16 protein-coding genes are annotated in these 21,790 nt (G+C 59.0%); 3 read left to right on the forward strand and 13 right to left on the reverse strand.

Going from position 1 to position 21,790, the window contains the following annotated elements:
- Positions 1 to 318: hypothetical protein (locus VFI82_04165; GenBank protein HET7183852.1), on the reverse strand; the 318-nt coding region annotated here is incomplete at its 3' end.
- Positions 319 to 353: 35 nt separating this feature from the next.
- Positions 354 to 533: a hypothetical protein gene (locus VFI82_04170; protein ID HET7183853.1), complete on the reverse strand. Its 180-nt coding sequence runs from the start codon at positions 531 to 533 to the stop codon at positions 354 to 356.
- Positions 534 to 1,511: 978 nt separating this feature from the next.
- On the opposite strand from VFI82_04170, the gene VFI82_04175 reads away from it, so the two are divergent.
- Both VFI82_04175 and VFI82_04180 read left to right on the forward strand, forming a co-directional pair.
- Positions 1,512 to 1,823, forward strand: a complete 312-nt coding sequence (locus VFI82_04175) for a PilZ domain-containing protein (protein HET7183854.1) — start codon at positions 1,512 to 1,514, stop codon at positions 1,821 to 1,823.
- 309 nt (positions 1,824 to 2,132) lie between these two features.
- The gene (locus VFI82_04180) at positions 2,133 to 2,321 is read left to right on the forward strand and encodes a cation transporter dimerization domain-containing protein (protein ID HET7183855.1); all 189 of its coding nucleotides are present in this window, start codon (positions 2,133 to 2,135) and stop codon (positions 2,319 to 2,321) included.
- Positions 2,322 to 2,343: 22 nt separating this feature from the next.
- On the opposite strand, the gene VFI82_04185 is transcribed toward VFI82_04180, so the two are convergent.
- The 11 genes from VFI82_04185 to VFI82_04235 form a co-directional block, all read right to left on the reverse strand.
- Entirely contained in the window at positions 2,344 to 3,294 is a 951-nt protein-coding gene (locus tag VFI82_04185; protein ID HET7183856.1) for a hypothetical protein, read from the reverse strand.
- 137 nt (positions 3,295 to 3,431) lie between these two features.
- Positions 3,432 to 3,782 (reverse strand): cytochrome c, encoded by a 351-nt coding sequence (locus tag VFI82_04190; protein ID HET7183857.1) that lies wholly within the window; start codon positions 3,780 to 3,782, stop codon positions 3,432 to 3,434.
- Between the two features lie 21 nt (positions 3,783 to 3,803).
- Entirely contained in the window at positions 3,804 to 6,485 is a 2,682-nt protein-coding gene (locus tag VFI82_04195) for an MtrB/PioB family decaheme-associated outer membrane protein (protein ID HET7183858.1), read from the reverse strand.
- A 1,240-nt stretch (positions 6,486 to 7,725) separates the two neighbouring features.
- Positions 7,726 to 9,072, reverse strand: a complete 1,347-nt coding sequence (gene nrfD / locus VFI82_04200; GenBank protein ID HET7183859.1) for an NrfD/PsrC family molybdoenzyme membrane anchor subunit — start codon at positions 9,070 to 9,072, stop codon at positions 7,726 to 7,728.
- Positions 9,044 to 9,760 carry a 4Fe-4S dicluster domain-containing protein gene (locus tag VFI82_04205; GenBank protein ID HET7183860.1) on the reverse strand — a complete coding sequence of 239 codons (717 nt, stop codon included), beginning with the start codon at positions 9,758 to 9,760 and terminating at the stop codon, positions 9,044 to 9,046. The genes nrfD and VFI82_04205 overlap by 29 nt, the downstream gene beginning before the upstream one ends.
- A gap of 13 nt (positions 9,761 to 9,773) precedes the next feature.
- Positions 9,774 to 12,152: a molybdopterin-dependent oxidoreductase gene (locus VFI82_04210; GenBank protein ID HET7183861.1), complete on the reverse strand. Its 2,379-nt coding sequence runs from the start codon at positions 12,150 to 12,152 to the stop codon at positions 9,774 to 9,776.
- Complete coding sequence (locus VFI82_04215; GenBank protein HET7183862.1) at positions 12,149 to 13,372, reverse strand: c-type cytochrome; 1,224 nt, start codon at positions 13,370 to 13,372, stop codon at positions 12,149 to 12,151. The genes VFI82_04210 and VFI82_04215 overlap by 4 nt, the downstream gene beginning before the upstream one ends.
- Positions 13,356 to 13,886 carry a cytochrome c3 family protein gene (locus VFI82_04220; protein HET7183863.1) on the reverse strand — a complete coding sequence of 177 codons (531 nt, stop codon included), beginning with the start codon at positions 13,884 to 13,886 and terminating at the stop codon, positions 13,356 to 13,358. The genes VFI82_04215 and VFI82_04220 overlap by 17 nt, the downstream gene beginning before the upstream one ends.
- Positions 13,883 to 15,115 carry a c-type cytochrome gene (locus VFI82_04225; GenBank protein HET7183864.1) on the reverse strand — a complete coding sequence of 411 codons (1,233 nt, stop codon included), beginning with the start codon at positions 15,113 to 15,115 and terminating at the stop codon, positions 13,883 to 13,885. Before VFI82_04225 ends, VFI82_04220 begins: the two co-directional genes overlap by 4 nt.
- Positions 15,116 to 15,366: 251 nt before the next feature.
- Positions 15,367 to 16,773 carry a sigma-54 dependent transcriptional regulator gene (locus tag VFI82_04230; GenBank protein ID HET7183865.1) on the reverse strand — a complete coding sequence of 469 codons (1,407 nt, stop codon included), beginning with the start codon at positions 16,771 to 16,773 and terminating at the stop codon, positions 15,367 to 15,369.
- Entirely contained in the window at positions 16,770 to 18,146 is a 1,377-nt protein-coding gene (locus VFI82_04235) for an ATP-binding protein (GenBank protein ID HET7183866.1), read from the reverse strand. The genes VFI82_04230 and VFI82_04235 overlap by 4 nt, the downstream gene beginning before the upstream one ends.
- A 1,185-nt stretch (positions 18,147 to 19,331) precedes the next feature.
- On the opposite strand from VFI82_04235, the gene VFI82_04240 reads away from it, so the two are divergent.
- A complete protein-coding gene (locus VFI82_04240) occupies positions 19,332 to 21,782 on the forward strand; it encodes a PAS domain S-box protein (protein ID HET7183867.1) in 2,451 nt (816 codons plus the stop codon).
- Positions 21,783 to 21,790 lie beyond the last annotated feature (8 nt).

Raw genomic sequence — 21,790 nt, forward strand, 5'->3', positions numbered from 1 at the left:
GCGACTGTAGACCATCACCACTGTCTGCGAAGTGGCGAAGTCGAGCTTACCTTCTTGATTGCCACAAAATGTGACGGACTGAGAAAACACGAGGTACGTCTGCACCGGTTTGACTTCAAGGTTCGTGAACAGTTGATCCCCGAGCCGAAACACCTCGGCTTTGACCACGATCCCGTACAGGTACTGGTATGGGTTGTCCTGGTATGCAGGAGGTATTTGGTCCGACGTCTTCGCAGCGGTGGAGGACTCTGAACTGGATGACAGAATCAGGACCAGAACGGCCAGACCAAGAACTGGGACCCGACAATCAACCTTCATACGCGCCCTGTCTTTCACTTACGCTTAAGGCGATTTCACACCCTGCCAGAGACGCTTCCCTTGACTTTCCACGCCAGCCAAGCGATCACCGCAAAGCCAGCAATCCAGCGCAGCAGAGCCAGCACGCTGTTCGCGTTGTCGGCTTGCTCATAGGGAACATAAATCCATTCAGCGCGTTCTGCTTCCCAATCTCCCGGTTCGAGTTCGGTGTTCATGCTCGGGCCCTCAACCGTTTGCGCGCCGGGCTGCCGGATACACAAACTCAAGGTTGATTGTGCCTCGTTAACGGTTAAAGGCCAATTCCCAATATGGCGTAGGCCGGAGGACTATCCCCATACAGTGGCACCGTCCCTTCAAGTGGCCTTCCGCTTACGGTAGCTTGGCGTGAATAGTCGGTAGTGTAACTTAATTACTTAAGACGGAGATCGACGAAGAAGAAGTCGACGTCCTCCCGCGCGCGCAAAACCGAGAAACGGGTTGTGAGGACGATACCTGGTGGGCAGGTTGAGGCAACGGTAAACAGCAGAAAAGGAGTGTCCACCATAATTAGAAAGACCAGGCGTAAGGCCTCATGAGTCCCGAAGAGTGGCAGATGGAAATTGGATCGGACTCTTAATAAGTGCGATACCGCAATGAATTACAGCCGATGATTTTGCACCTGCTCCACCGGAGGTCACCCGTCGCCTTGGGATAATGTGGCTGGATCGATGCGCACAGCTTCGCCCACGGCACCACCTGCCCAATCTCATCCAGAAACTGCTCTCGCCGCGTCTTCTTCGTGTATCCCTCAAAGCAGTCATCTCACCAGAGTCCTCTGCTTGACCCGGACGTCGAAAATATGCTTCGCCCCCTTTCTCAAATGCAGTCCGGAGCTCCACACTTTCGAGGTGCGAGAGATTACGGATATCGCTGTGCGAGCGCGTCCTATGTACCGGAAACAGGAGCGCTAAGCAATCGTCCTCACTGGAAAGTTTTCTGCCCCTGAAGCGCAAATGTTTGCGACATTCGCTCCCATCATTCCTCTTCGGCAAAGTCCGATTGCCATTCCAATCGCTGAGGTATCAGCCACTTAGGAGCCAACCTGACGGCATGAGACGTGGCGTCAAGAATGCAGACTTTGTTCATTTGAAGAACCCACTGTGAGTATTCGGCCCAGTTCTAGTGCCGGCAAGTCCCGCAACAGAGGTCGGTGCATGACACTTACAGCGATAAGGCGACTGCATGAACGGATTGAAATGGCTACTCCCGCAACTATCAGAGCGGGTGGGCACACCCTCGCTGCCACCACGAGGGACATCAGCCTCGGTGGGATTTTTATCGTCACCGACGTCGCGCTCCGCGAGGGCACCGAGATTCAGGTTGTCTTGGTACTGCCGAGGGAACTTGGCCTGACCATTAGCGGGATGGTCTGCTGCTACGGAAAGGTTGTGCGCTCCGAAACCATTGACGGGCAGTACGGTATCGCGGCAATGGTTGAGCGGTTTCAGGCGGTGCAGCAGGCCTGATCGTTTCAGCGAATACCGCTTGAACAGCTTCCCAAAGGTCATATCATCGCAATTGGGGGCCCGTCTTGCGCCGGCAAGACGATGCCCGGCAGACGCATTGCCGCCTCGCTGAAGTGCCCTGTTCTCGGTCTTATCGTTGCTTCTAGCCGGCTTCGCCGCCGGCCAAACTCCGACCGCCGGACTCCACCTGCGATTGTTGCGTGATCACGTGCCGCCAGCGGCCAAGGGATGATGAGCCGAAACTGATTTTCGTTTTCGTTTTGGTGCATCGGCTCGTGTCTAATGCTTACAATCCCATCATGCACGCTAATGATTGAGGTCCACCTGTTGTTTCCCAACGAAGTTTCGGTCGGCGAGGCGCATACCATCGCCACGCAGTTGGAAGAAAGCCTGCCTAAGTCGTTGGGTGTGCGGGCGCAAGTGATCACACACCTAGAAGCGGCGGAGGACCACCACGTTGTGCATCGCGACGAGCACTATACCGGTCGCCCCGATTGAAGAGAGACGCAACTATCGATACTTACTCTCCTCCGTCATTCCTCCACACAAACGAATCGATCTCCCGATGCGCCGTGTCGAACAAAATGACGCGGATATCCATGATCACCCGTTCCCATCCGCTCGGAATGGGAGAAAGCTCAGCCGTGCACGCATACGGAATCGCCGTGTAGCCGGCCTGCTGCATCTTTCTCGCGTGTCCGGGAGGGATCTTGCCCTGCTTCGCCAGCCCCGGAGGCAACCGGTAATTCGACGCGAGGCAGCGGCTCAGATAAACACGGTCGTGATCGGTGAAACGCACATCATGTGAAGCGCGGTCGTTCTCCCGGCGATCGTCATCCCGGTAATCATCGTCATCGTCGTCGTCTTGTCTACGGTGAGCCGCGTCCGAATGTTTGTAGGAAGACATTTGCGGCGAGTGGCTATCACGAGTTTGGGCAGGGTTGCTTTGCTGCAAGTTCCAACCTACGACGGCTTCGGGTTCGATCACCGCTTCGTGACGTCCGGTAGCAGCTGCGCCCACGGTACCGGCACCCGCGCCCACCGCCGCTCCAATCACGGCCCCCTTGCCGCCGCCCATGACGCCACCCAGAACCGCGCCCGCTCCAGCGCCACCGCCTATCAGGACAGCATTTCGCTTCGTATGCGAGCGCCCTTCGAGGACAACCGGATCCGCCGATACAGACACCCTACGTCCATGGCACGAAACCCATGTCGGCTGCAGCTGCAGCACTCCCGGGCTGCTCAGCCGGCCCGAGCGCTTTGACTGCGTGACTACCCCGCCTACCGGGCTGCCCTTGGCACAATCTCGCCCGCTGATTTGCACCTGGTTAGCTAGAACTCCCGCAAATGCACTTCCCGCCGGTGTGGACTCGCTAGACAGCCGGGAATTCATACGAACCTGTATCTGCTGCGCCGAGACGAACGTTGCCAGCAGGATGATGGGAACAAAACGCGATGCCGCTCTGATCATGGCAGTACCTCAGACCCCCGCGAATAACGATGGTACTGCTGGGCGTCTGCAACCAGGCAGTTACGACGGGGCAACGGCAAACGTAATTCCTCACCTTGGGGTTCAGTATGCAGGCAAGGGTCGCGGCAGACTGCAGTTCACTTTTTCAATTGATGAACATAGGCTGCGAGTTCGTTTACCTGGTCAGCCGTAATCTTGCCTTCGAACGCGGGCATTTTGTTCTTGCCCTTTGCAATCGCAGTCCCGAGCTCTGCTTTGGTTTTCTTCTGGATTTCAGGTGCGCGCAGGTCCGGAATGTTGAACTTCTTGCCCATGGTCGTATTGCCGCTCGCATCCGCGCCGTGACACATGGCGCACTTAGTCTTGAAGGTGGCCGGGGCGTCCTGGGCAGACACGGTGATCGACAAACCAAGCACAAAAATCGCGGTGAAAATTATTACCAACAACTTTGGACCGACAGTCGAGTTGCGGCGTTCGGCATTACTCATTACGTGCTCCTTCAACAAGCTCTAAAACGTGTAAATCAGAGAGAAGCTGGCGGCATGAACTCCGTAGCTTGGTAACTTTTCAACGGTGGGCAGATAATTCGTACCCGTTCCGTACTGCAATCCATCGTAGGCCCAATCCGTGGGCATGAGGCGCTGGAACATATACGACGTTCGGAACGACGTCGTTTTGCTGAGCGCGTACGTGACACTCGGCCGCACCATCATTTCGTCGTTTCTTTGCACGGGGTAATCGGACGCGGAAATCAAAAAGACTGCGGGTGTTCCGGCGGAGAGGACGGGAGCCCCTGCGAGCGCCAGGGGATTGTTGACATAACTCCCGCCGCTGACCGCGGTATTGGTCCGTCCCCGGGTGAACATAACCTCCGCAGCAAGTTCGAACTTGCCGGAAATCAGGTTCTTTCTCCGGATTACGAAACCGATCGTATCGATCTTGTCACGATTGTCTTTTGACCAGTTCAGGCACGGATCTATCTTGGCGCTGGCGTTCTTGGCCGCGACGGTAGTGAAGCAATCGCCGGCAACGAGGGTATCGCCGGCCCGGCCTTGAAAGGCCACGGCGCTGTTGCTGCCATAGGCATCGCCTGCGGTGAGAAAACGCTGGTCGTCGTAGGTGTAAAACAAATTTGCAACGAAGTTTTCACTCGCGGTGTACGTGAGATCGACACTTGCCTCCCAGCCGGTTCCCTTCTTCAAACCGTAGACCGAATGGAGGTAATCGTCATTGTTAAAGTCGCCCGTGCCCTGCAGCGAGAACTTCTGGGTCGCTTGCCACTCCACAGATGAGCGCACCTTGTGGCGATTGCGGTCAGCCACCATGTACCTTCTCATACCAGGCAGTTCGTTGATGTTGTTGCGGCTGCCATAGAGGGACTGGGGCACGATGTTGTCGTTCGGACTGAAGAGGGATGCATCGCCGGTCAGGGGTGTGCCTGGCATGCCTGCCACAGGACCGAACCCGGTCAGACCGGTCGCATTAAGGTACCCTAAAACGCTCGTCGTTGCCCCCGCGGGCACGACGTTTGCCATGGGTACCAATGCCAGGAAGGCGTTCTCGTCATAGTTCCCTCTGCGCCAGGAATAGGCATAGCCCAGTCTGGCGTTAAAATTGCCGACCATCTTGGTGCGCCACTCCCCACGCAGCGTGTGTTCATTGGTGGTGGGCACGTCGGCGCAGTTAATCCATGCGCCGGAGCAACTGCGGTCAATCTTCTGCCAGTCGTATCCGCTCTGCAGCCGTTGCTTCTTGGTCAGGGCATATTCACTTTGCACGTTAAGCTGGTTGGTCTGCTTGCTGTAGGCGCGGTTGTTATAAATGTTTGTATTGCTTCCCAGGGTTGTTGGCAGTCCATTGCGTCCGGCGAAGGGGGAGACGCTACTCTTTGATTCGTTTGCATCCTGGAATAAAAAGAGGTTAACCGGGGTCTGATTGTCACGGTTGTCGAATTTGTACGCTGCGCTGAGGTTCACCTTCTTGCCGGCTTTGGCGGTTAGCTTAGCGGTAACTGTGCCCGTCACGACCAGCCCGTCCAGTGACGCGGTCGGAAGGCCGAATGCCAACTGCCCATTGGACGCTGTTGAGGGGCCCAGAAACGCGTCATTTTGACTGTTGCGCCCATACGTTCCGCTCACCACCAGTTTGGCGTGAGATGAAATCTTGTAGCCACCGGTCAAACTGAACTGGTGGGATTGGTTGCTCGGCATGCTCGACATGGTCGCAGTCTTGGTTGGATCGTTGATGTCTTGCCAAGTCATGGACTTGACGTTGTTGGTGAAGAACGAACCGTAATAAGCGAACGTCAACAGAAGTTTCTTGAGCTTGTAATTCACGCTGGCGTTGGCCTGTTGCGTGTCGTAGTCGATACGATCGGGAATGATGACCGCGTTCTCACTGACCTGCGAGGTAACAGCACCAAGTGCCTTGCTGCCCGACTTGTGTTCATGACGGAAGCTAATGGGGATGTCCCATTGTTCATTGGGGCTATAGCTGAACCCGGCATCAAACCTGGTGCGCTTGGTGGCGAGATCGACATTGCTGAAGTCCGGGACGTCGTTGGCGCGAATGTTGGCGAGGGTGGCTAACTGGGCCGCAGTCGGCGCCGTCAGCACGCCGGCACTGTTGTAGACGCTTGCCGTTCCGGCGATCGGATCGAAGGCGCGGAAATTGACGCTGCTCGCGTTTTGCTGCGGCACTCTAGGCGCTAGCCAATTGGCGGGCAAGCTGAGGTTGTTGGAGCCTGCACCCAGAAACATCGTCTGGTTGGTGTCGGAGCGGTTGGCCAGCAGCTCGTCATAGCCGAAGCTGATCCGAAACTTCCCCTGGTGCCCGAACTCAGCGAGGAAATTGCGCGTTTCCAGGCCAATATTCGTGCCGCGGAGGCACCAGCGCCAGGTGCTGTCACTGCTATAGGAGGCGCCGCCACGGAGATCGAAATTGCTCAGGCCAAATGGCCCTTGATTATGCAAACCGTTGTATTCGCCGAATTTGAAGGAGTTGTCGCTGACCACGCCAACTCCGGCTTCAACCCTTTTCTCCGGCGTGGTCTGGCTCGCTTCGGAATTTTGGGCAACCGCGTTGACCTGAAAACCGTCCAGCACGGCCAGCATCAGAACGATAGCGATGAGCGCGCCGCGCACAGCCCACACCGAACTGGTGCCGCGATCGTTTCTATGGTTAACCTTCATGATTGCGTCATCCTTCCCCAGTTCAATATCGTTATCTTTATCTTTGGAATTTGGCGCCGGCCGGATGATTCGAGCCGTGAATCTGCGAGTGACAATTCGTGCAACCCCGGGTATTCCCTTGGGCAGGCGGGCTCTGGCTGGCCAGGGGCAGCCGGCCATTGGCGGTGGTTACAGCCCCGCCAGGCAGATTTGCACCACTGTAGAGATTTTTTCCGTGATCTCCGCTATGGCAGCTTTGACAAATCATCGGCGACCGCATCTTCAACAAACTCCCCAAGTTTGAGCCGTGGGGGGTGTGGCAATTCGTACAGTCGTCGACAACGGGGGCGTGCTCCCAGAGGAAGGGGCCCCGCTTTTCCGCATGACACGTGTAGCAGGTCTCGTTAACCGAGTTCTTTACCAGCAGCGTTGGACCGTTTGAGCCGTGCGGATTGTGGCAGTCGGAACATGTCACTTTGCCCTCCAGGATCGGGTGCCTCGAGAAGCGCTGAATCTGCGCCCGCTGGGCTTTGTGGCAAGCAAAGCAGACTTGGGACTGCGTTAGTTTGCTCAACACCCTCTGGGTGGGGGCGTGTATCTCATGGCAATCGTTGCACGCTACGCCACGGGTTTCATGCTGGCTGCCCGACCAATTCGTCCGGGGAAGAATGCGCGACTCGTGGCAGCTAAGACAGGCTTCGTTTCTCTTCTCCGCGGGCGATAATCTCTTCGACTTGGCTTCGAAAACGAACTCCGGCGACTTGTTCCCTGGATCCTCTCTATGTTCGAGGCTCTCGCCGTGGCAGGACTGGCACCCGGGCGTGCGCTTATCGGCCTTGACCCCGTGCCGGGTCTGGTAAATGGAAAGTACCGGCGGTTTCCAGTCTGCATCGTGGCAGACGGTACAATTCTTATCCCCTTCAAGGGACCGGTCCACCACTGCTGCCGTCAACGGTACGAACCCGAGAAGACCCAGGGCGAGCGCGCACGGCGCAAGGAAACCACGCGGGATTCTCATGCTATCTCCATATATCGGGTGTTCCAGCCGCTAACTTGCACCTGCGCTGCCACTCACCATGCCGGCTGAGGAAAAAATCAACAGGAATCGTGCTGAGAAATCTGCAATTAGGCAAGAACCCGAGGATATCTCGGCAATACGGCCACGGCGTCGTGTCCGATTTTGCTACTTGTGTCCGAAATTCGTACCGGCGAATGCTTGCGAATTTGTGGGTCAAGAATTCGCGTGTCAGCGATAGGACATTCACGCCGAGGGGACGACGTCGCTGGGAAAGTACGATTGCACGCGCAAGACAACTTCGGGAACGGCCATTTCACGACCTTCCCGCACTTCCCAGATGGAGACTATCGGAAAGAATTTCGTGAACAGCATATACAGGAACATGAAGGTGGCGCCGAACCCGATGGTGATGGCGACCTCCACCCATGTGGGCGAGTAGGTGGCTTTCGCCCACGGCAGCCGTGGCTGCGACAGGGTCGGCACCACGATGGTGAACCGCTCCAGCCACATACCGATGTTGACGGAGATCGAAGCAATCACGCATCCCGTGATGGTGCGCGTTTTCCGGCGGGCAAGAATGCCGACCGGGATGATGAAGCACGTCACCACCATGGTCCAGAAGGGCACGGCGTAGCGCCCGTTGAGCTTGGAATAGAAGACCACCAGATGGCTGGGATCGCTGCCGTAAAACGTGGTGATGAATTCTGCAAATGTGAAGTAGAACCACAGCAGGGCCATCACCAGCAACAGCAGCCCGAGATTGTTGAAGTGGATTGGCTTGAGGTAGTCCTGCAGCATATAGATCTTCCTGATGAGCGCCATCACGATCAGCAAGGAAGCGATGCCGGAGAAGATCGCGCCCACCACGAAGTACGGACCGAAGATGCTGGAGTGCCACATCGGCTGGACGGTCATGGCGAACACCCAGGACACCACCGTGTGCACCGAAATCGCGATCGGGATCACCAGCACAGCCATCACCGAGATGGCGCGGTTGAGCAATCGTTTCTGCTTCTCACTCGCGCACCATCCAACCCCGAGCAGGCGATAGAGCCACGCCGGCTTGGCGCCGCAATCGCGCAGGATGGCAATGTCAGGTATGAGCGGCAGAAACAGGTAAATCGTGCTGGCAGTCAGGTAGACGCTGATGCTGCACACGTCCCACAGCAGCGGCGAGTGGAAGTTTGGATGGAGCAGCACGTTCAGCGCGCGCTCCGGACGTCCCAGGTCCATGATCACGCTGCCGACACCGAAAAACAGCACCAGCACGGTGATCACTTCGGCAGCGCGGGTTATGGAGCGTCGCCATTCTGCGTGGCACAGGCGGAGGATGGCCGAGATGAGCGTGCCCGCGTGGCTGATGCCGATGAAGAATACGAAGTTGGTGATGTAAAAGCCCCAATACACCGGCACGTTCAGGCCAGTCACGCCCAAGCCCCGGCTTAACTGGTGCATCCAGGCGAAAAAGGCGATCGTGGTGAACCCAAGAAAGACCAAGGCCAGGTAGTAAAAGGGCCTGCGGGTCGCGATCACGGGTTGCAACAGCACCGAGTCCTGTTCGTTATGTGCGTGGTCCTTGCCCGTCTCCACCGCTCCACTCTCCTTGCGCCAGATAAATCACCTTGGGATGAGTCCCGAGTTCTTCCAGGGGTTTGAAAGCACGCCTGCTGCGGGCCAATGTGGATACCGTCGAGTTATGGTCCTCGAGATCGCCGAAGTACATGGCCCCCGCGGGACAGATCTCGACGCACGCCGGAACATAGTCGCCCTCCACCAATTCCCGTTTCGCGGCGCGTGCCTCGTCGCGGGCCTTTTGCAGCCGGTGATGGCAGAGCGTGCACTTTTCCACCACGCCCTTCGGCCTCACCGAAACGTCGGGATTCAGCGCTTCAGCAAACTCCCCGGGAAACTCGGGTTTGTACCAATTAAACATGCGCCGCGTGTACGGGCACGCATTGGTGCAGTACCTGCAGCCGATGCATCGGGCGTAAATCTGCCGCACCACGCCTTCCGGGTTGATCGCGGTTGCCTGTACCGGGCAAACGCGAATGCAGGGCGGGTTATCACAGTGGACGCACGGCAGCGGCGTCGGCCGCATGCTCAGCCGGGGGTATTCGCCCTCTACCTGCGGCAGCACGCTGATCCACGAAATCACGCGCCCGCGCTCTGCCTCCTTCGGCGGCACGCAGGAAACATTGTTCTCTGTCTGGCAGGCGACCGTACAGGCCTGGCAGGCTGTGCACTTCGCGAGATCAATCACCATCCCCCAACGCGGCATGCGGCATCCTTTGTTATGCGCGATAGACCTTGACGTATGTCCCATGGGCCGATGGCAGGCCCGTGGCCAGGTCAGCCTGCTCCTCGACGATTTCCAGCGGATTGGCGCCGCGGCACGCCCATTCGCCCCCTGACTTGTGCCCGTAACCAAGCGGCAGGTGCACCACCCCGGGCCGCGCGCCTTCATAAAAACGAGCCTGCGCCTGAACGCGTCCGCGGCGCGATTCAATCCACACCGAGTCCCCATCGCCAATGCCGAAGGTCCGCGCCGTCTCCGGGTGAATCTCCAGCCAGCTACCCCACTTGGCGAATACGTGCACGCCGGCGATCTGCTCCAGGTAGGGCAGGTGCGCGCCCTCTCCGCCGGCAAGCGGAAGTTGCTCGACCGGCATCAGCAACAACGGGAAGTTGGTGGTCGCTTCCGGAATCGTTGGCTGGTGCGGCAGGCATTCCCGGTCGTCGATCCTTGCCGTGCCTCGCCGCTGCTTTGCCGCGTCGGCCAGCGCCTGCGAATAGAATTCGAACCGCCCGGACTTGGTGCGCAACACGCGGCTCCATTCGCCATGGGAATACGCCGGCTCCCACCACCCGCCTTGCTTCTTCATCTGCTGCCACAGCTCATCGGCATTCGTGTAGCTCGGCGCCCACCACCCCGAGCGTTCCATCAGCCGGTTCCAACTGTCTTCCAGTGTGGAGCCGAACACGGCGCCGGACTGCGCCGCGTACAGGCCGTCAACTTCGCTGCGTAAAAACTCTTCGTAACCGGCGAACGGCAGCGCCGCCGCGACCGGTCCTCCCAGCGATCCCGCGGCCTTGAGCATCACGTCGCCCGGGTGACGGACATCTTTGCGCGGGCGAACCGCCGGCGGTGAGATTGAGACCATCGCGTGGGCCACCGTCGGCGGTGTTCCGCCGTCCTGCCACGATTCCAGTCCCGTCGGCGCCGGGATCACCAGATCGGCGAGCGTGGCGCTGTCGTCGAGGAATGGACTGAAGCTGACGATGAACGGGATATCTTTCATCGAGCTTCGGAACGCAGCGCCGTTGGGAAGCGCGAAAACCGGGTTGACCTGATTCAGCAACAGCATCTGCACCGGATACGGCCGCTTCGACGCGATGGCCTGCGGCAACTCGCCGGCATGCGCAACGTGTGCTTCCGCCGGCGGCAGGAGCGGGTCCTTGACATTCGAGACTCGGGTCTGTCCGGGCAACGGCTGCTGGACCAGCACGCCACCGGGAACGTCAATACTTCCCAGCAGCCCATTGAGCGAGTGCGCCGCCATCGCTGCGTACACGTTGCCCGGCAGCGAGCTGTTATGCCGGTCGCCAATGGCGAGCACGGGACGGTTCTGCGCGGCTTCGCGCGCCAGCCGCAGGATGGTGTCGGCCGGAACGCCGGTCACGGTGGCCGCATCGTTCAGCCGATACTCGGATTTCACCAGCGACTTGAATCCGGTGTGGAAGTTGCCTTCGGCGTCCCGCCAGTCTTCGAATCCGTAGGTGTGATCGCGGACAAAGTCGGCGTCGTACAGTCCCTCGGAAATCAGCACGTAGGCCATTCCCAGGGCAAGCGTGGCTTCGGTGCCGGGACGAATCGGCACCCATTCATCGGCGCGAGCTGCAGTCATGGAAAGCCGCGGCTCGATTTGCACAAACTTTGCCCTGCGCCCTGAAGTGAGATCGCGCCACCGCGAAAACGCGCGCATCATCGCCACCGGCGCGCCCCAGCCCTCCAGCAGGTTGACGCCGAAACTCAGCACATAACCTGCATTGGCGAAGTCGTACGCCACCGGTTCACGGATGCCCTGTTGTGCGTAAACCGCGGCTTGGAGCGCGTCGATCCCGCTGGGCATCATGACGTAATTGGGCGAGCCGTAGGCCGATAAGAACCGGGTCAGCAGGCGCGGCAGCAAGCCTCGCCTTGCGCGATCGACCACAACCAAGGACCGCGCCTCGCCCGCATCGCGCAGTTTGCGCAGGCGATCCGTCAACAGGCCCGCGGCTTCATCCGACGAAATTTCTTTCCATCGCGGATTGTCACGCGTGCCGGTGTTGTGCACTGCCTTTCGCAACCGGTCCGGATGATACAACTCCTGCAATCCGGCCAGTCCCTTGGGGCACAGTCCGCCACGATTTACAGGGTGAAGCGGGTTTCCCTGGATTTTGACCGCACGATTGCCGATCAAGCGCACGCGCAGGCCGCATCCCCCGGGACACATGTTGCAAACTCCCGTCGCCCACGATTCCGGACCGGAAGGAACCCTCACCAGTTCGCTGCTCAGCGCGGCATTGAGCGTGCTGATGCCCTGCAGGCTCACGCCCGACGCCGCCAAGCCAACCGCGCCGCCGGCTGCGAATCGCAAGAAGTTCCTGCGATCGAAAGTGAAGCTCATTGCCGTCCCCCCGAGTTGTGCCCGTGCGCCGGTTTGGAACCGAGGAACTCCAGCAAGTCCACCACTTCGCCCGGCTGGAATCTCGGCCACGCGATCTGCTGCTGTTGCATGCTCTGAAACATCACCGGGCCGTGGTTCCACAGGGATGTCGCAATGTGGATCGGTGAAACCGAGGCGCCGACGAGGTCAGGCCCCGCGCCGCCGCTGCGATGGCACGACGCGCAGCCTTTCGACTCGAACAATCTGGCGCCCTGCGCCGCACTGCCAGCCGGCTCGAAATATCGCTCGGCAAACAGGTACGAGATCAGGTCCGCCATTTCTTTGTTGGTGAACTGTGGCCGGGCAATGTTCTGCGCCTGCATGCTGGCCCGCATCGCCGGCGCGTGATTCCACATGTCCGCGGCGAACTGGCCCAGCGTGCGTGGCAGTGCCCGCGAGCGAAGATCGGGCGCCGTGCGGCTGCCGTGCCCCACGGCGTGACAGGCAGCGCATCCCTTCTCGCGAAAGATCTTGCGTCCGGCTTCGGGATCCGCGGGACGGAGGTAGGTTGGCTTCGCCGCGTTGGGCGCCGATTGCCGGATATAGGCGATGATGTCGGGAACATCGTTGCCGTCGAAGACCGGCCACTTCACGCCGCGCGCCGCCATGACGGATTGCATGGCCGGCGCATGATTCCACATCGCCTGGACCCAGCTCACCGGGTTGCGATACGCTGCCCACTTCAGCAGATCGGGCGCTTGCCGCTTCCCTTCCGCCCCCACGCCGTGACATTCCAGACATTTCTTTTCCTGCAGCAAGCGGCGACCGCGATCTTCGTTGCCGGGCTCATCGAGGGAGCGCACGGAATAAAGAAATGCGAACAGGTTCGCCATGTCGCTTTCGGCGAACTTCGGCGGAGCCACGCCCTCGATTCGCATCTTCTCCCACATTTCCGGGGCATGGTTCCACATGGCGGCCAGCAGTTCGGCGGAACTCAGGTGTCCGGCCGGAGCGCGCGCCAGGTCAGGAGCGCTGTGGCCTCCCTCGCCCAGTGCCGAGTGACAGCGTGCGCAGCCCTTATCGAAGAAGCTGCGCATGCCGGCCTTGGGATCGCCCGGGATGAAATATCCGCCTCCGCCCTGCGCCCTCAACGGCACGGCGATCATGACGCAGGCGACGGCCATTGCCGCCACGGCAAGCAAGAGCACACACCACGATCGGCGATCAGCGATGACAGTCATTGCAATCCGCGTTAACTCGATGTTGTTGATGGCAACCGATACAGGTCGCCATATTGAACACGCGAAACACGCGATCCGGCGGCTTGGACGCTTGTTCCATGGGGCCGTGACATTCGGCGCACGGCAGGTGGGCTACGGCGACGTGCCGGCGGTGCGAAAAGAACACGTGCGGCGCCGTTTGGGTCAACTGCACCCATTTCAATTCCTGGCCTGCCGCGGCGACGGTACGCACCCGTTCTTCTTCCGCGCTGTTGGTGAGTGCTACCTGGTGACAGCCGATGCAAACATCAACCGATGGAAGGGTTGCCTTCGCCTGGGTTTGCACGCCGGCGTGGCAGTCCGCGCAAGCCACGCCGTTGCTCACGTGCTTGGAGTGGTTAAATGCGATCGGCTGTTTGCGAGCCGTGTGTTGTAAACCAACGAAGCCCGCTGTACCCAGGACGAAGAACAAGACAAAACCTCCGGCGGCGAACCGGGCGGCGCTCAGCAGCGATGGCGAACCGGGCAGCTTCAATGGCGGCCCTCCTCGGGAGGCGAATTCAGAAACGCGAACAAGTCGCCGAGATCGTTTTCATTCAACTTCGGCCAGGCAATTCCGAGGCTCTGAGTTCGCCGGTACATTTCCGGCCCGTGCCGCCAGAGCGCCGTCGCCAGCGAAATCGAGTTCACTCGCTGGCCGCGCAGTCCTGGCCCAAGCGAAGTTCCCTCTCCGTTCGCTCCATGACATCGGCTGCAGCCGCGCGAGGCGAAAACCCCGCGTCCCGCCTTCTCTGAACCATTCGGTTCGAAATAGCGAAGACTGTTGAAGAACGCCATCAGGTCCGCCATCTCCTGTCCGCTGAACGCTGGCCGCTGAATGCCACGGCTGTTCATTTCGCGGTACATCTGCGGAGAGTGGTTCCACATCGCGCCCGCAAATTCCACCATCGTCATCGGCGCCTCACGCCCGGCTCCGAGGTCAGGACCTATGTGACCACCCTCGCCTTGCACCGCGTGACATGCAATGCAGGATTTCGATTTGAAGAGTTGCCAGCCGTGCACAGGATCGGCGGGCAGGAGTTGGAACTCCGACCTTGGCGAACTGGAGACTTCGCGCACGTAGGCCAGCATGTCGCTCATTTCCGATTTGTCGAATCGCGGCCACGGCATTCCGATTTTTGGAAAGTTTTTCTCCATCTCGGGGGCGTGGTTCCACAGTGTCTGTGCCCACTGAATTGGAGTATCAACCCCTGAAATTTTCGCCAGGTCCGGACCGACGCTGCCGCCCTCCCCGTGGATGGCGTGGCATTGAATGCATCCCTTAATTTCAAACAGCCGGCGGCCCCTGGCAGCGTCGCCGGCTTCGTCCATATAGCGCGCCAGATACAGAAACGCGAACAGGTCGCTGACTTCGGACTGGCTCATGGACGAAGCGCGCAGGTTCTCCTGCTGCATCCGCTTCCACATCTCGGGCGCGTGGTTCCACATGGTCGTGACCAACTGGCCCAGATTGGCTCGCGACGTATTTCGTCCGGCGCCCAGATCCGGCGCGAGCTTTCCACCCGACCCATTGATCGCGTGACAATGCGAGCAGCGCTTCGATTGAAACAGCATCCCGCCCGCCACCGGATCGCCCGAAAGGAAGCTGACGCTGCGCTGCGGCATGTGCTTCCGCTGCCACGCCAGCACGCCTGCAAGAATCGTCAGTGCAATCACCGCTGCTGCCAGCCAGACCACCGGTCGCCGCCGAAGATTCATCGTCATGACGGGCCACACTCTGCACCTGCAAGTGCAGTTTGAGGGCCAACCTCGGCGCGCACGCCGGCAGCCGGCACACCACGGCGCCCAGCCAGCCGTTGGCATCCGGCAACTACCCTGTAACGCAGCTAGATACGGGCACAAAGCTGCGCCATCGACAACTGCACACGATGGTGCATGCGACCGGATGTCAGTGAAGATGTCGGGAGGAATTCGTGGGCAGGCTCTTGCAGTGTGTCCGCTTCTCGTACACCGCGCTATTTATTGCTCTTGAAAGCGTTTTCATCCAACTCGGGTTCCATTTCGCGCAATTTGCGATACAAGGTGTCGCGCGAGATGCCCAGCAGCGACGCCGTCTTGCGCCGGTTGCCGTGCGTAATCCGCAGCGCGCGCTGGATGGCCATGTGTTCCAGTTGTTCCAAACCGAGCGGCTGGTCCAAACCGCGGTCGCGCGGCTCTGGGACGGCGGAGGAACGAAGCAGCCGCGCCAAGTCCTTGTCGGTCACTCGCTGCGGGTCCTCGCGTGACACCGCGGTGGCTGCCTCCAGAAGATTTTCCAGTTCGCGCACATTGCCCGGAAACGGCTGCTCCAGCAGCAACTCCATCGCGCTGCGGCTGAGCACGATGTCGCGGTCATACCGTTCCGACAGCCCGCGCACGAAGTGTTGCGCCAGCACCAGGGTGTCCTCGGGCCGCGCACGCAGCGGTGGAATTTCGATGACCACGGTTGCAATCCGAAAATACAGATCTTCCCGCAGGCACTCCGAGCGCAGTTCACCGACTGCCCGGTTGGTCGCCGCGATGATCCGGACATCGACCGGAATGGATTTCGTGCTGCCCACCGGACGCAGTTCTTTCTCCTGCAGCACGCGAAGGATCTTGACCTGTGCATCCTTCGGCATCTCGCCTACTTCGTCGAGGAACACGGTGCCGTGATGGCCGCTGACGAACAGGCCGGGGGCATCGGCGTAAGCGCCTGTGAATGCGCCACGCCGAAAGCCGAACAACTCGCTCTCCACCAGCTCCCTTGGCAGCGCACCGCAATTCACGGCGACGAACGGCGACGCTGCCCGCTTGCTCGCGCCGTGGATGGCGCGCGCCACCATCTCCTTGCCGGTGCCGGTTTCGCCCAGCAGCAGCACCGAGGCGTCGGATTGCGCCGCCGTACACGCCACTTCCACTACGCGCTGCATCATCGGCGACACGAACACCAACGATTCAAAAGGCGTTGTGCTCTCGTCCACCTTGGCCTCGAGCTCCGCCACCCGGCCGCGCAGCTGCATCACCTCCATCAGCCGGCCGACCTTCTTGCGCACGGTATCGGGATCGAGCGGCTTGGTAATGTAGTCCTCCGCGCCGCGCTTCACGGATTCGACCGCCGTCTCAATGGTCGCGAACCCGGTCATGATGATCACCGCCAGGTCGGGATCGTGCTGGCGCAGGCGGTCCATAAGCGTCAACCCGTCGCTGATCGGCATCAGCAGGTCCACCAATGCCAGGCAAAGATCGCGGGTCGACTGCTGCAGTTCCAGCGCTTCAGCCGCCGAAAGCGCCACTTCCACCGAGTATCCTTCCTGCTCCAGGAAGTGCCGCAGAGTATGGGCCAGGCTGGCGTCGTCATCCACGACGAGAATCGTGCCCTGTTTGCCGATGCAATGTTTCATCCGCGGGCTCCCAATACTGCCGCTTCGCTGTACACGGGTAAATTCACGATGGCCGTGGTCCCCTGGCGCGGGACGCTATCGAGGCGCACCGCGCCTCCGTGAGCCTGCAAGATGTTGCTGGCGATCGCTAAGCCCAGGCCGGTGCCGACGCCGGGCGCCTTGGTGGTAAAAAACGGTTCGAAGATGCGCGGCAGAGCTTCAGGATCGATGCCGCAGCCATTGTCAGCCACTCGCACCTCGATCGAATCCTGCCCCGTCCGCGTGCACGTCATCCTTATATTGCCCTCGGGGCCAACGGCATCCGCCGCATTGCTCAGCAGGATCAGGAACAGCGCCTCCAGTTGATTGCGGTCCCCCAGTACGCGCGTGCCGTCCACGCCGTCCAGGTCCAGCGTCAGCCGTACCCGCTTGGCCATCAGTTGTGGCGACAGAAAGCTCGCTACTGCCTGCAGCGTCGCCGCAATCGATTCCGGCTGCTTTTGCCACGGCGAACTGCGGCTGAAGCGCAGCAGTTGCTGGACGAAGTGCTGGCAAAATACCATGCTTGTTTCCAGCCGTTCCAGGTCCGCGTTCAGATTGCCTTCGAACTTTCCCTCCCGCATCATGCGCATGCGAAGCAACATGGCCGCAAGCGGCGTATTCAGGTGGTGAGCGGTGCCGGCCGCCATCTGTCCCATGGTCGTAAGTTTCTCGATCTGCAGCAGAGTCTGGCGGAGGCGGACGCGCTCCCGAATGTCGTCGGTGATCTCAAGGAAATAGTTCTCGTTGGCGTTTTCCCGGAACGGCAGCAGGCTGACTTGCACTTCCAGCGGGCTGCCGCTCTTGGTCTGCCGCCGCGTTTCGACATCGAGCACCGGTTGGCCGCTCTCCACCTGTCGCATGAACGTCGCCAGCTCTGCCTTGCAATCTTCAGGCACCGTGGGCAGCACTTCTCCCAGCAACTCCTCCTTGGAGTAGCCATAGAGCCGTTCCGCGGCCGCGTTACATTCCGAGATTCGCAATGCACTGTCCAGCAGCAGGATGGCGCTGGGCGAGCCATCCAGGATGGCGCGATAGCGCTCGCTGGAACGTCGCAAATGTTCTTCTTTTTCCTTCCGTTCCCGGAGGACAAACCATGCCGCCCAGAACGCAAGGATTAGAGAGACTGCAATGCCGCGGCTGATGTAAAGGTAATGCAGCGTGACGTAGTCGAGATTGCGAAAGAAGTGATTCTCGAAAAGCTCCCAGACCGCCAGCACGAGGGCGATGACGGTGATACTGGACAATGTCAGCGTTACCCAGAACCAATTGCGCTGCTGGGCAGGACGGCCCATCAGGGCTTCTCCCGACGCCATGAGCGGCGTGTGCTGCATGGAACTGCGAACTTGTCTCACGGGTCAGTGATAGCCGTCACAGCCTCATGTGAGCGCCTGCCGGGGAGCTTCTCGTTGTCTGATTTCCTGACACATTTGGGATTCTTCTGACATGCCGTCGGCGCGCCGGCGGACCAGTCCAGCGGGTACCAACCGCTCCCAAGCGCGTGTACCACAATGACGTATTCCGCGTCTCAACAAGTCCGATCCTCCACTGCCGGCCAACGGTGATCAAGGTGCAGTAAGGACAGACGCTATTCGCTCCAGGCCCTACAACTTGGATCCGCAAATCCGGGGTATGCCACCTTCGCGTGACATACCCCGGATCATTTTCCAATTCGACCTCTTTATGACCATTACGCCAGAGGAAATCGCCCCGGGGCTGTCGCCGCCCTCGCCGGACCCAACGCCAACTACTTCACGGGAGCGACGCTCAACCGGTGCCTGCTCAATCGTTGTCCTCCAGCCTTTCCCTTCCCTTGCCCTGGAGTTCGGAACTGCAAACGATCGTGCCATGGAACAGAACGATCGTGCCATGGAACAAAAGGAAGGATTTTGCTCCCCTATATTTTCTTGAGGCGATCGTCACACTTATTGGATAAGAGCCACTCGGTGCAGAGGTAGCAGACAATGAGCCGGCTACGACTTTTGGTTCCTCGTCGCGACGCCAACGGTACCTCCATTATTTCGTTCGATTGCAGCGAGTGTAGTTGGCAGTATCTCCTGCAGGAGAGGACTCCTTACTCGATTTGCTACGCCGACGCTGAGCGGGCGTGCAAGGAATTTGATGGACACCGCTGCAGCCAGTTCACGGCCTTAAGCGCCGTCGACGCAACTCCCGTTATCCGAGCTCGTCGTGTGTACGATTCCCGCTGTGTTCCACCCGGTCGGAAATAGGCCAACCGCAGCTTCTGGCCAAAGCTGCGGCTAAGATCCTGAACTGCAGAGTGTTGATTTCGAAGGGAACACGCCAAGGTTTCTGGCGATTTTCCCATTCGGCTGCAATCTCGTCGCGATGGTCAACACCGGCCGGCAAAAATTGGTTGTATAATTCTGTTCATCGAGCAGTGAGCGCCAGCCACAGAGGCAGTAGCCTTTGTTCCTGTTGGGCGCTCCGCTCATTTCAAAGCGGCTTCGCCCTTCGTCGACGAGAAAAACCAAAACTTCCAGGGCGTGCGAGCGCCCTGCTGGTCCGAGGAGTTGAGTGTGGACGAACTCACGCACTCGGCGGGTCGAAGCGTTCCAGTTGAGCATTCCGCGCACAAACCTGTCCCGGACAGCGACTGGCCCTTCCCGGCCGACCATGGACTTGGGCTGGTCTGCATTCATAGCTTGGATGGTCGACTGCTCTCGGTTAGTCCGGCGGCGGCTAAGGCCTTCGGTTACGAAGCCCAGGAGATGATTGAGCGGCCAATGCGCGATTTTCTTCCGCTCGATGTCCGCGACAATCTAGCCGTCTACTTAGACCGCATACGGCAAGACGGTACCGCATCAGGGCTAGTACGGGTCGTCACCAGGTCAGGTGATGAAAGAATTCTCGCGTATTCAAATGTATTACGGCAAGAGTCCGGCAAACCTGCGTACGTTCTGGGTCATGCCGCCGACGTCACTGAAATCAAGAAAGCCGAACAACAACTCCGCGCGGCCGAGGAACGGTTTCGATCGCTGGTCCAGTGCAGTTCGGAGATTGTCGCGATCGCCACCCCCGAGGCGTCTATCGAGTACATCAGCGCTGCTGTCCAGCGCGTATTAGGATATTCGCCAGAGCAGGTCATGGGGCAGAATATCTTCAACTACGTTCACAGCTCCGATGTACCAGCGGCGCAGAGTGCTTTTGCAGCAGCTCTCCAAAAATCTGGTTACGCAATGCCTGTCGAGATGCGCCTCCGCAACAGGGACGGGAGCTATGTTCATTGTGAAGTCGCAGCTACAAACCTGATCGACACGCCGGGCGTCGCCGGGGTTGTAATTACCGCGCGAGATCTTAGCATTCGAAAAACCGCTGAACGCAAATTTGAAGAATACAAACAAGAGTTCGAGCAACGAGATCGCAAGCGCTCCGCCGAGTTGACAGCCACAAACCGGATATTGGTAGCGGAGATCAGGGAAAGAGAGCGCACCGAAAAAGCGCTTCGCGAATCAAAATCGCTGCTTCAGGCGACATTGGAATCAACGGCAGACGGCATTCTGGTCGTTGACATGCAGGGCGGGTTCGCCAGCTACAACCGTCGATTTGTCGAAATGTGGGGCATTCCGGAACATGTCTTGAAATGGGGAAGGGACGAAGAATTATTGAACTACGTTCTGGGTGGACTCAGGACTCCTGCCGAATTTCTGGCCAAAGTCAGAGATCTTTATGAACATCCCGAGCAGTCCAGCTATGACGTGCTCGAGTTCAAAGATGGAAGAATGTTCGAACGCTACTCGCAACCGCAAAAGATCTCGGGAAAAATCGTCGGAAGGGTTTGGAGCTTTCGTGACATTACCGAACGAAAGCACTTGGAGGAACATCTGCGGCAAGCACAGAAGATGGAAGCGGTGGGGAGGCTTGCGGGCGGAGTAGCGCATGACTTCAACAACCTTCTGATGGTAATTATGGGCCATTGTAGAGAACTGAATGCATGGGATGGCGTCGCTTCGGATGTTGCGAGGCACAGTATCGACCAGATATTTGCGGCGTCGGTGAGGGCTGCGTCGCTGACCAAGCAACTTTTGGCTTTCAGCCGAAGACAGGTTTTGTCACCACGCGTACTTGATGTGAACCTCGCTTTGGCCGGACTCTACCCCATGCTTCGCCGGCTGATAAGTGAAGATATTGAATTGCTGGTTACGCCATCTAAGTCGGCGGTATTTGTGAAGGCTGATCCCGCCCAGCTGGATCAAGTGATTGTCAACCTTGTCGTCAATGCACGGGATGCAATGCCGAAAGGCGGACGACTAACAGTGATCGCGTCCTCTGTAGATGTCAAGGATGCTTGCACGAGGGGAACTACATCTGTTCCACCAGGGAGCTATGTTCTTCTAACCGTCGCGGATACGGGCATCGGGATCAAGCAAGAAACACTGCCCCGGATTTTTGAGCCGTTTTTTACAACCAAAGAACCTGGACAAGGAACGGGACTCGGGCTGTCCACGGCCTACGGCATCATAAAACAGAGCCATGGTCATATATCGGTTGAGAGTGAATGCGCCCGCGGAACAAGATTTGAGATTTACTTGCCAAGACTCGACCCTCCATCCGTGGCTGCCCCCTCCATCTCCAATGTCACTGCCCAGGCCTGCGGCGGTTCGGAGACTATCTTGGTGGTTGAAGATGAGGAAGGGATTCGAATTCTTACAAAGGCATATCTCGAGCAGCAGGGTTATACGGTGCTGGCCGCGGCAAACGGAGTGGAAGCACTGGCACTCGTCCAAGCCTCTTCGGAGCCAATTCACTTACTACTTACGGACGTAATCATGCCCGGCATGAGAGGTACGGAGTTGGCTCATCGTTTGTTGAAGGACAGACCGAGGACGCAAGTGCTCTACGTTTCTGGCTATCCGGAAGAAGAAATCGAGGATCCGGCCGCAGTTTTTCTCCAGAAGCCATTTCCCATGGAAGACTTGGGAGCGAAAATACGCGATCTGTTGGACAAGAGCCGCGCTTCGGCGGCTTAAGCAACAAC

Source organism: Terriglobales bacterium (assembly GCA_035691485.1).
Classification (GTDB): Bacteria; Acidobacteriota; Terriglobia; order Terriglobales; family Acidobacteriaceae; genus JAIQGF01.

Excerpts from the sequence above, each read along its gene's own strand:
- VFI82_04170 (HET7183853.1), bottom strand. The coding sequence starts at position 533 with ATGAACACCGAACTCGAACCGGGAGATTGGGAAGCAGAACGCGCTGAA.
- VFI82_04175 (HET7183854.1), top strand. The coding sequence starts at position 1,512 with ATGACACTTACAGCGATAAGGCGACTGCATGAACGGATTGAAATGGCT.
- VFI82_04180 (HET7183855.1), top strand. The coding sequence starts at position 2,133 with ATGATTGAGGTCCACCTGTTGTTTCCCAACGAAGTTTCGGTCGGCGAG.
- VFI82_04185 (HET7183856.1), bottom strand. The coding sequence starts at position 3,294 with ATGATCAGAGCGGCATCGCGTTTTGTTCCCATCATCCTGCTGGCAACG.
- VFI82_04190 (HET7183857.1), bottom strand. The coding sequence starts at position 3,782 with ATGAGTAATGCCGAACGCCGCAACTCGACTGTCGGTCCAAAGTTGTTG.
- VFI82_04195 (HET7183858.1), bottom strand. The coding sequence starts at position 6,485 with ATGAAGGTTAACCATAGAAACGATCGCGGCACCAGTTCGGTGTGGGCT.
- VFI82_04205 (HET7183860.1), bottom strand. The coding sequence starts at position 9,760 with ATGCCGCGTTGGGGGATGGTGATTGATCTCGCGAAGTGCACAGCCTGC.
- VFI82_04210 (HET7183861.1), bottom strand. The coding sequence starts at position 12,152 with ATGAGCTTCACTTTCGATCGCAGGAACTTCTTGCGATTCGCAGCCGGC.
- VFI82_04215 (HET7183862.1), bottom strand. The coding sequence starts at position 13,372 with ATGACTGTCATCGCTGATCGCCGATCGTGGTGTGTGCTCTTGCTTGCC.
- VFI82_04225 (HET7183864.1), bottom strand. The coding sequence starts at position 15,115 with ATGACGATGAATCTTCGGCGGCGACCGGTGGTCTGGCTGGCAGCAGCG.
- VFI82_04230 (HET7183865.1), bottom strand. The coding sequence starts at position 16,773 with ATGAAACATTGCATCGGCAAACAGGGCACGATTCTCGTCGTGGATGAC.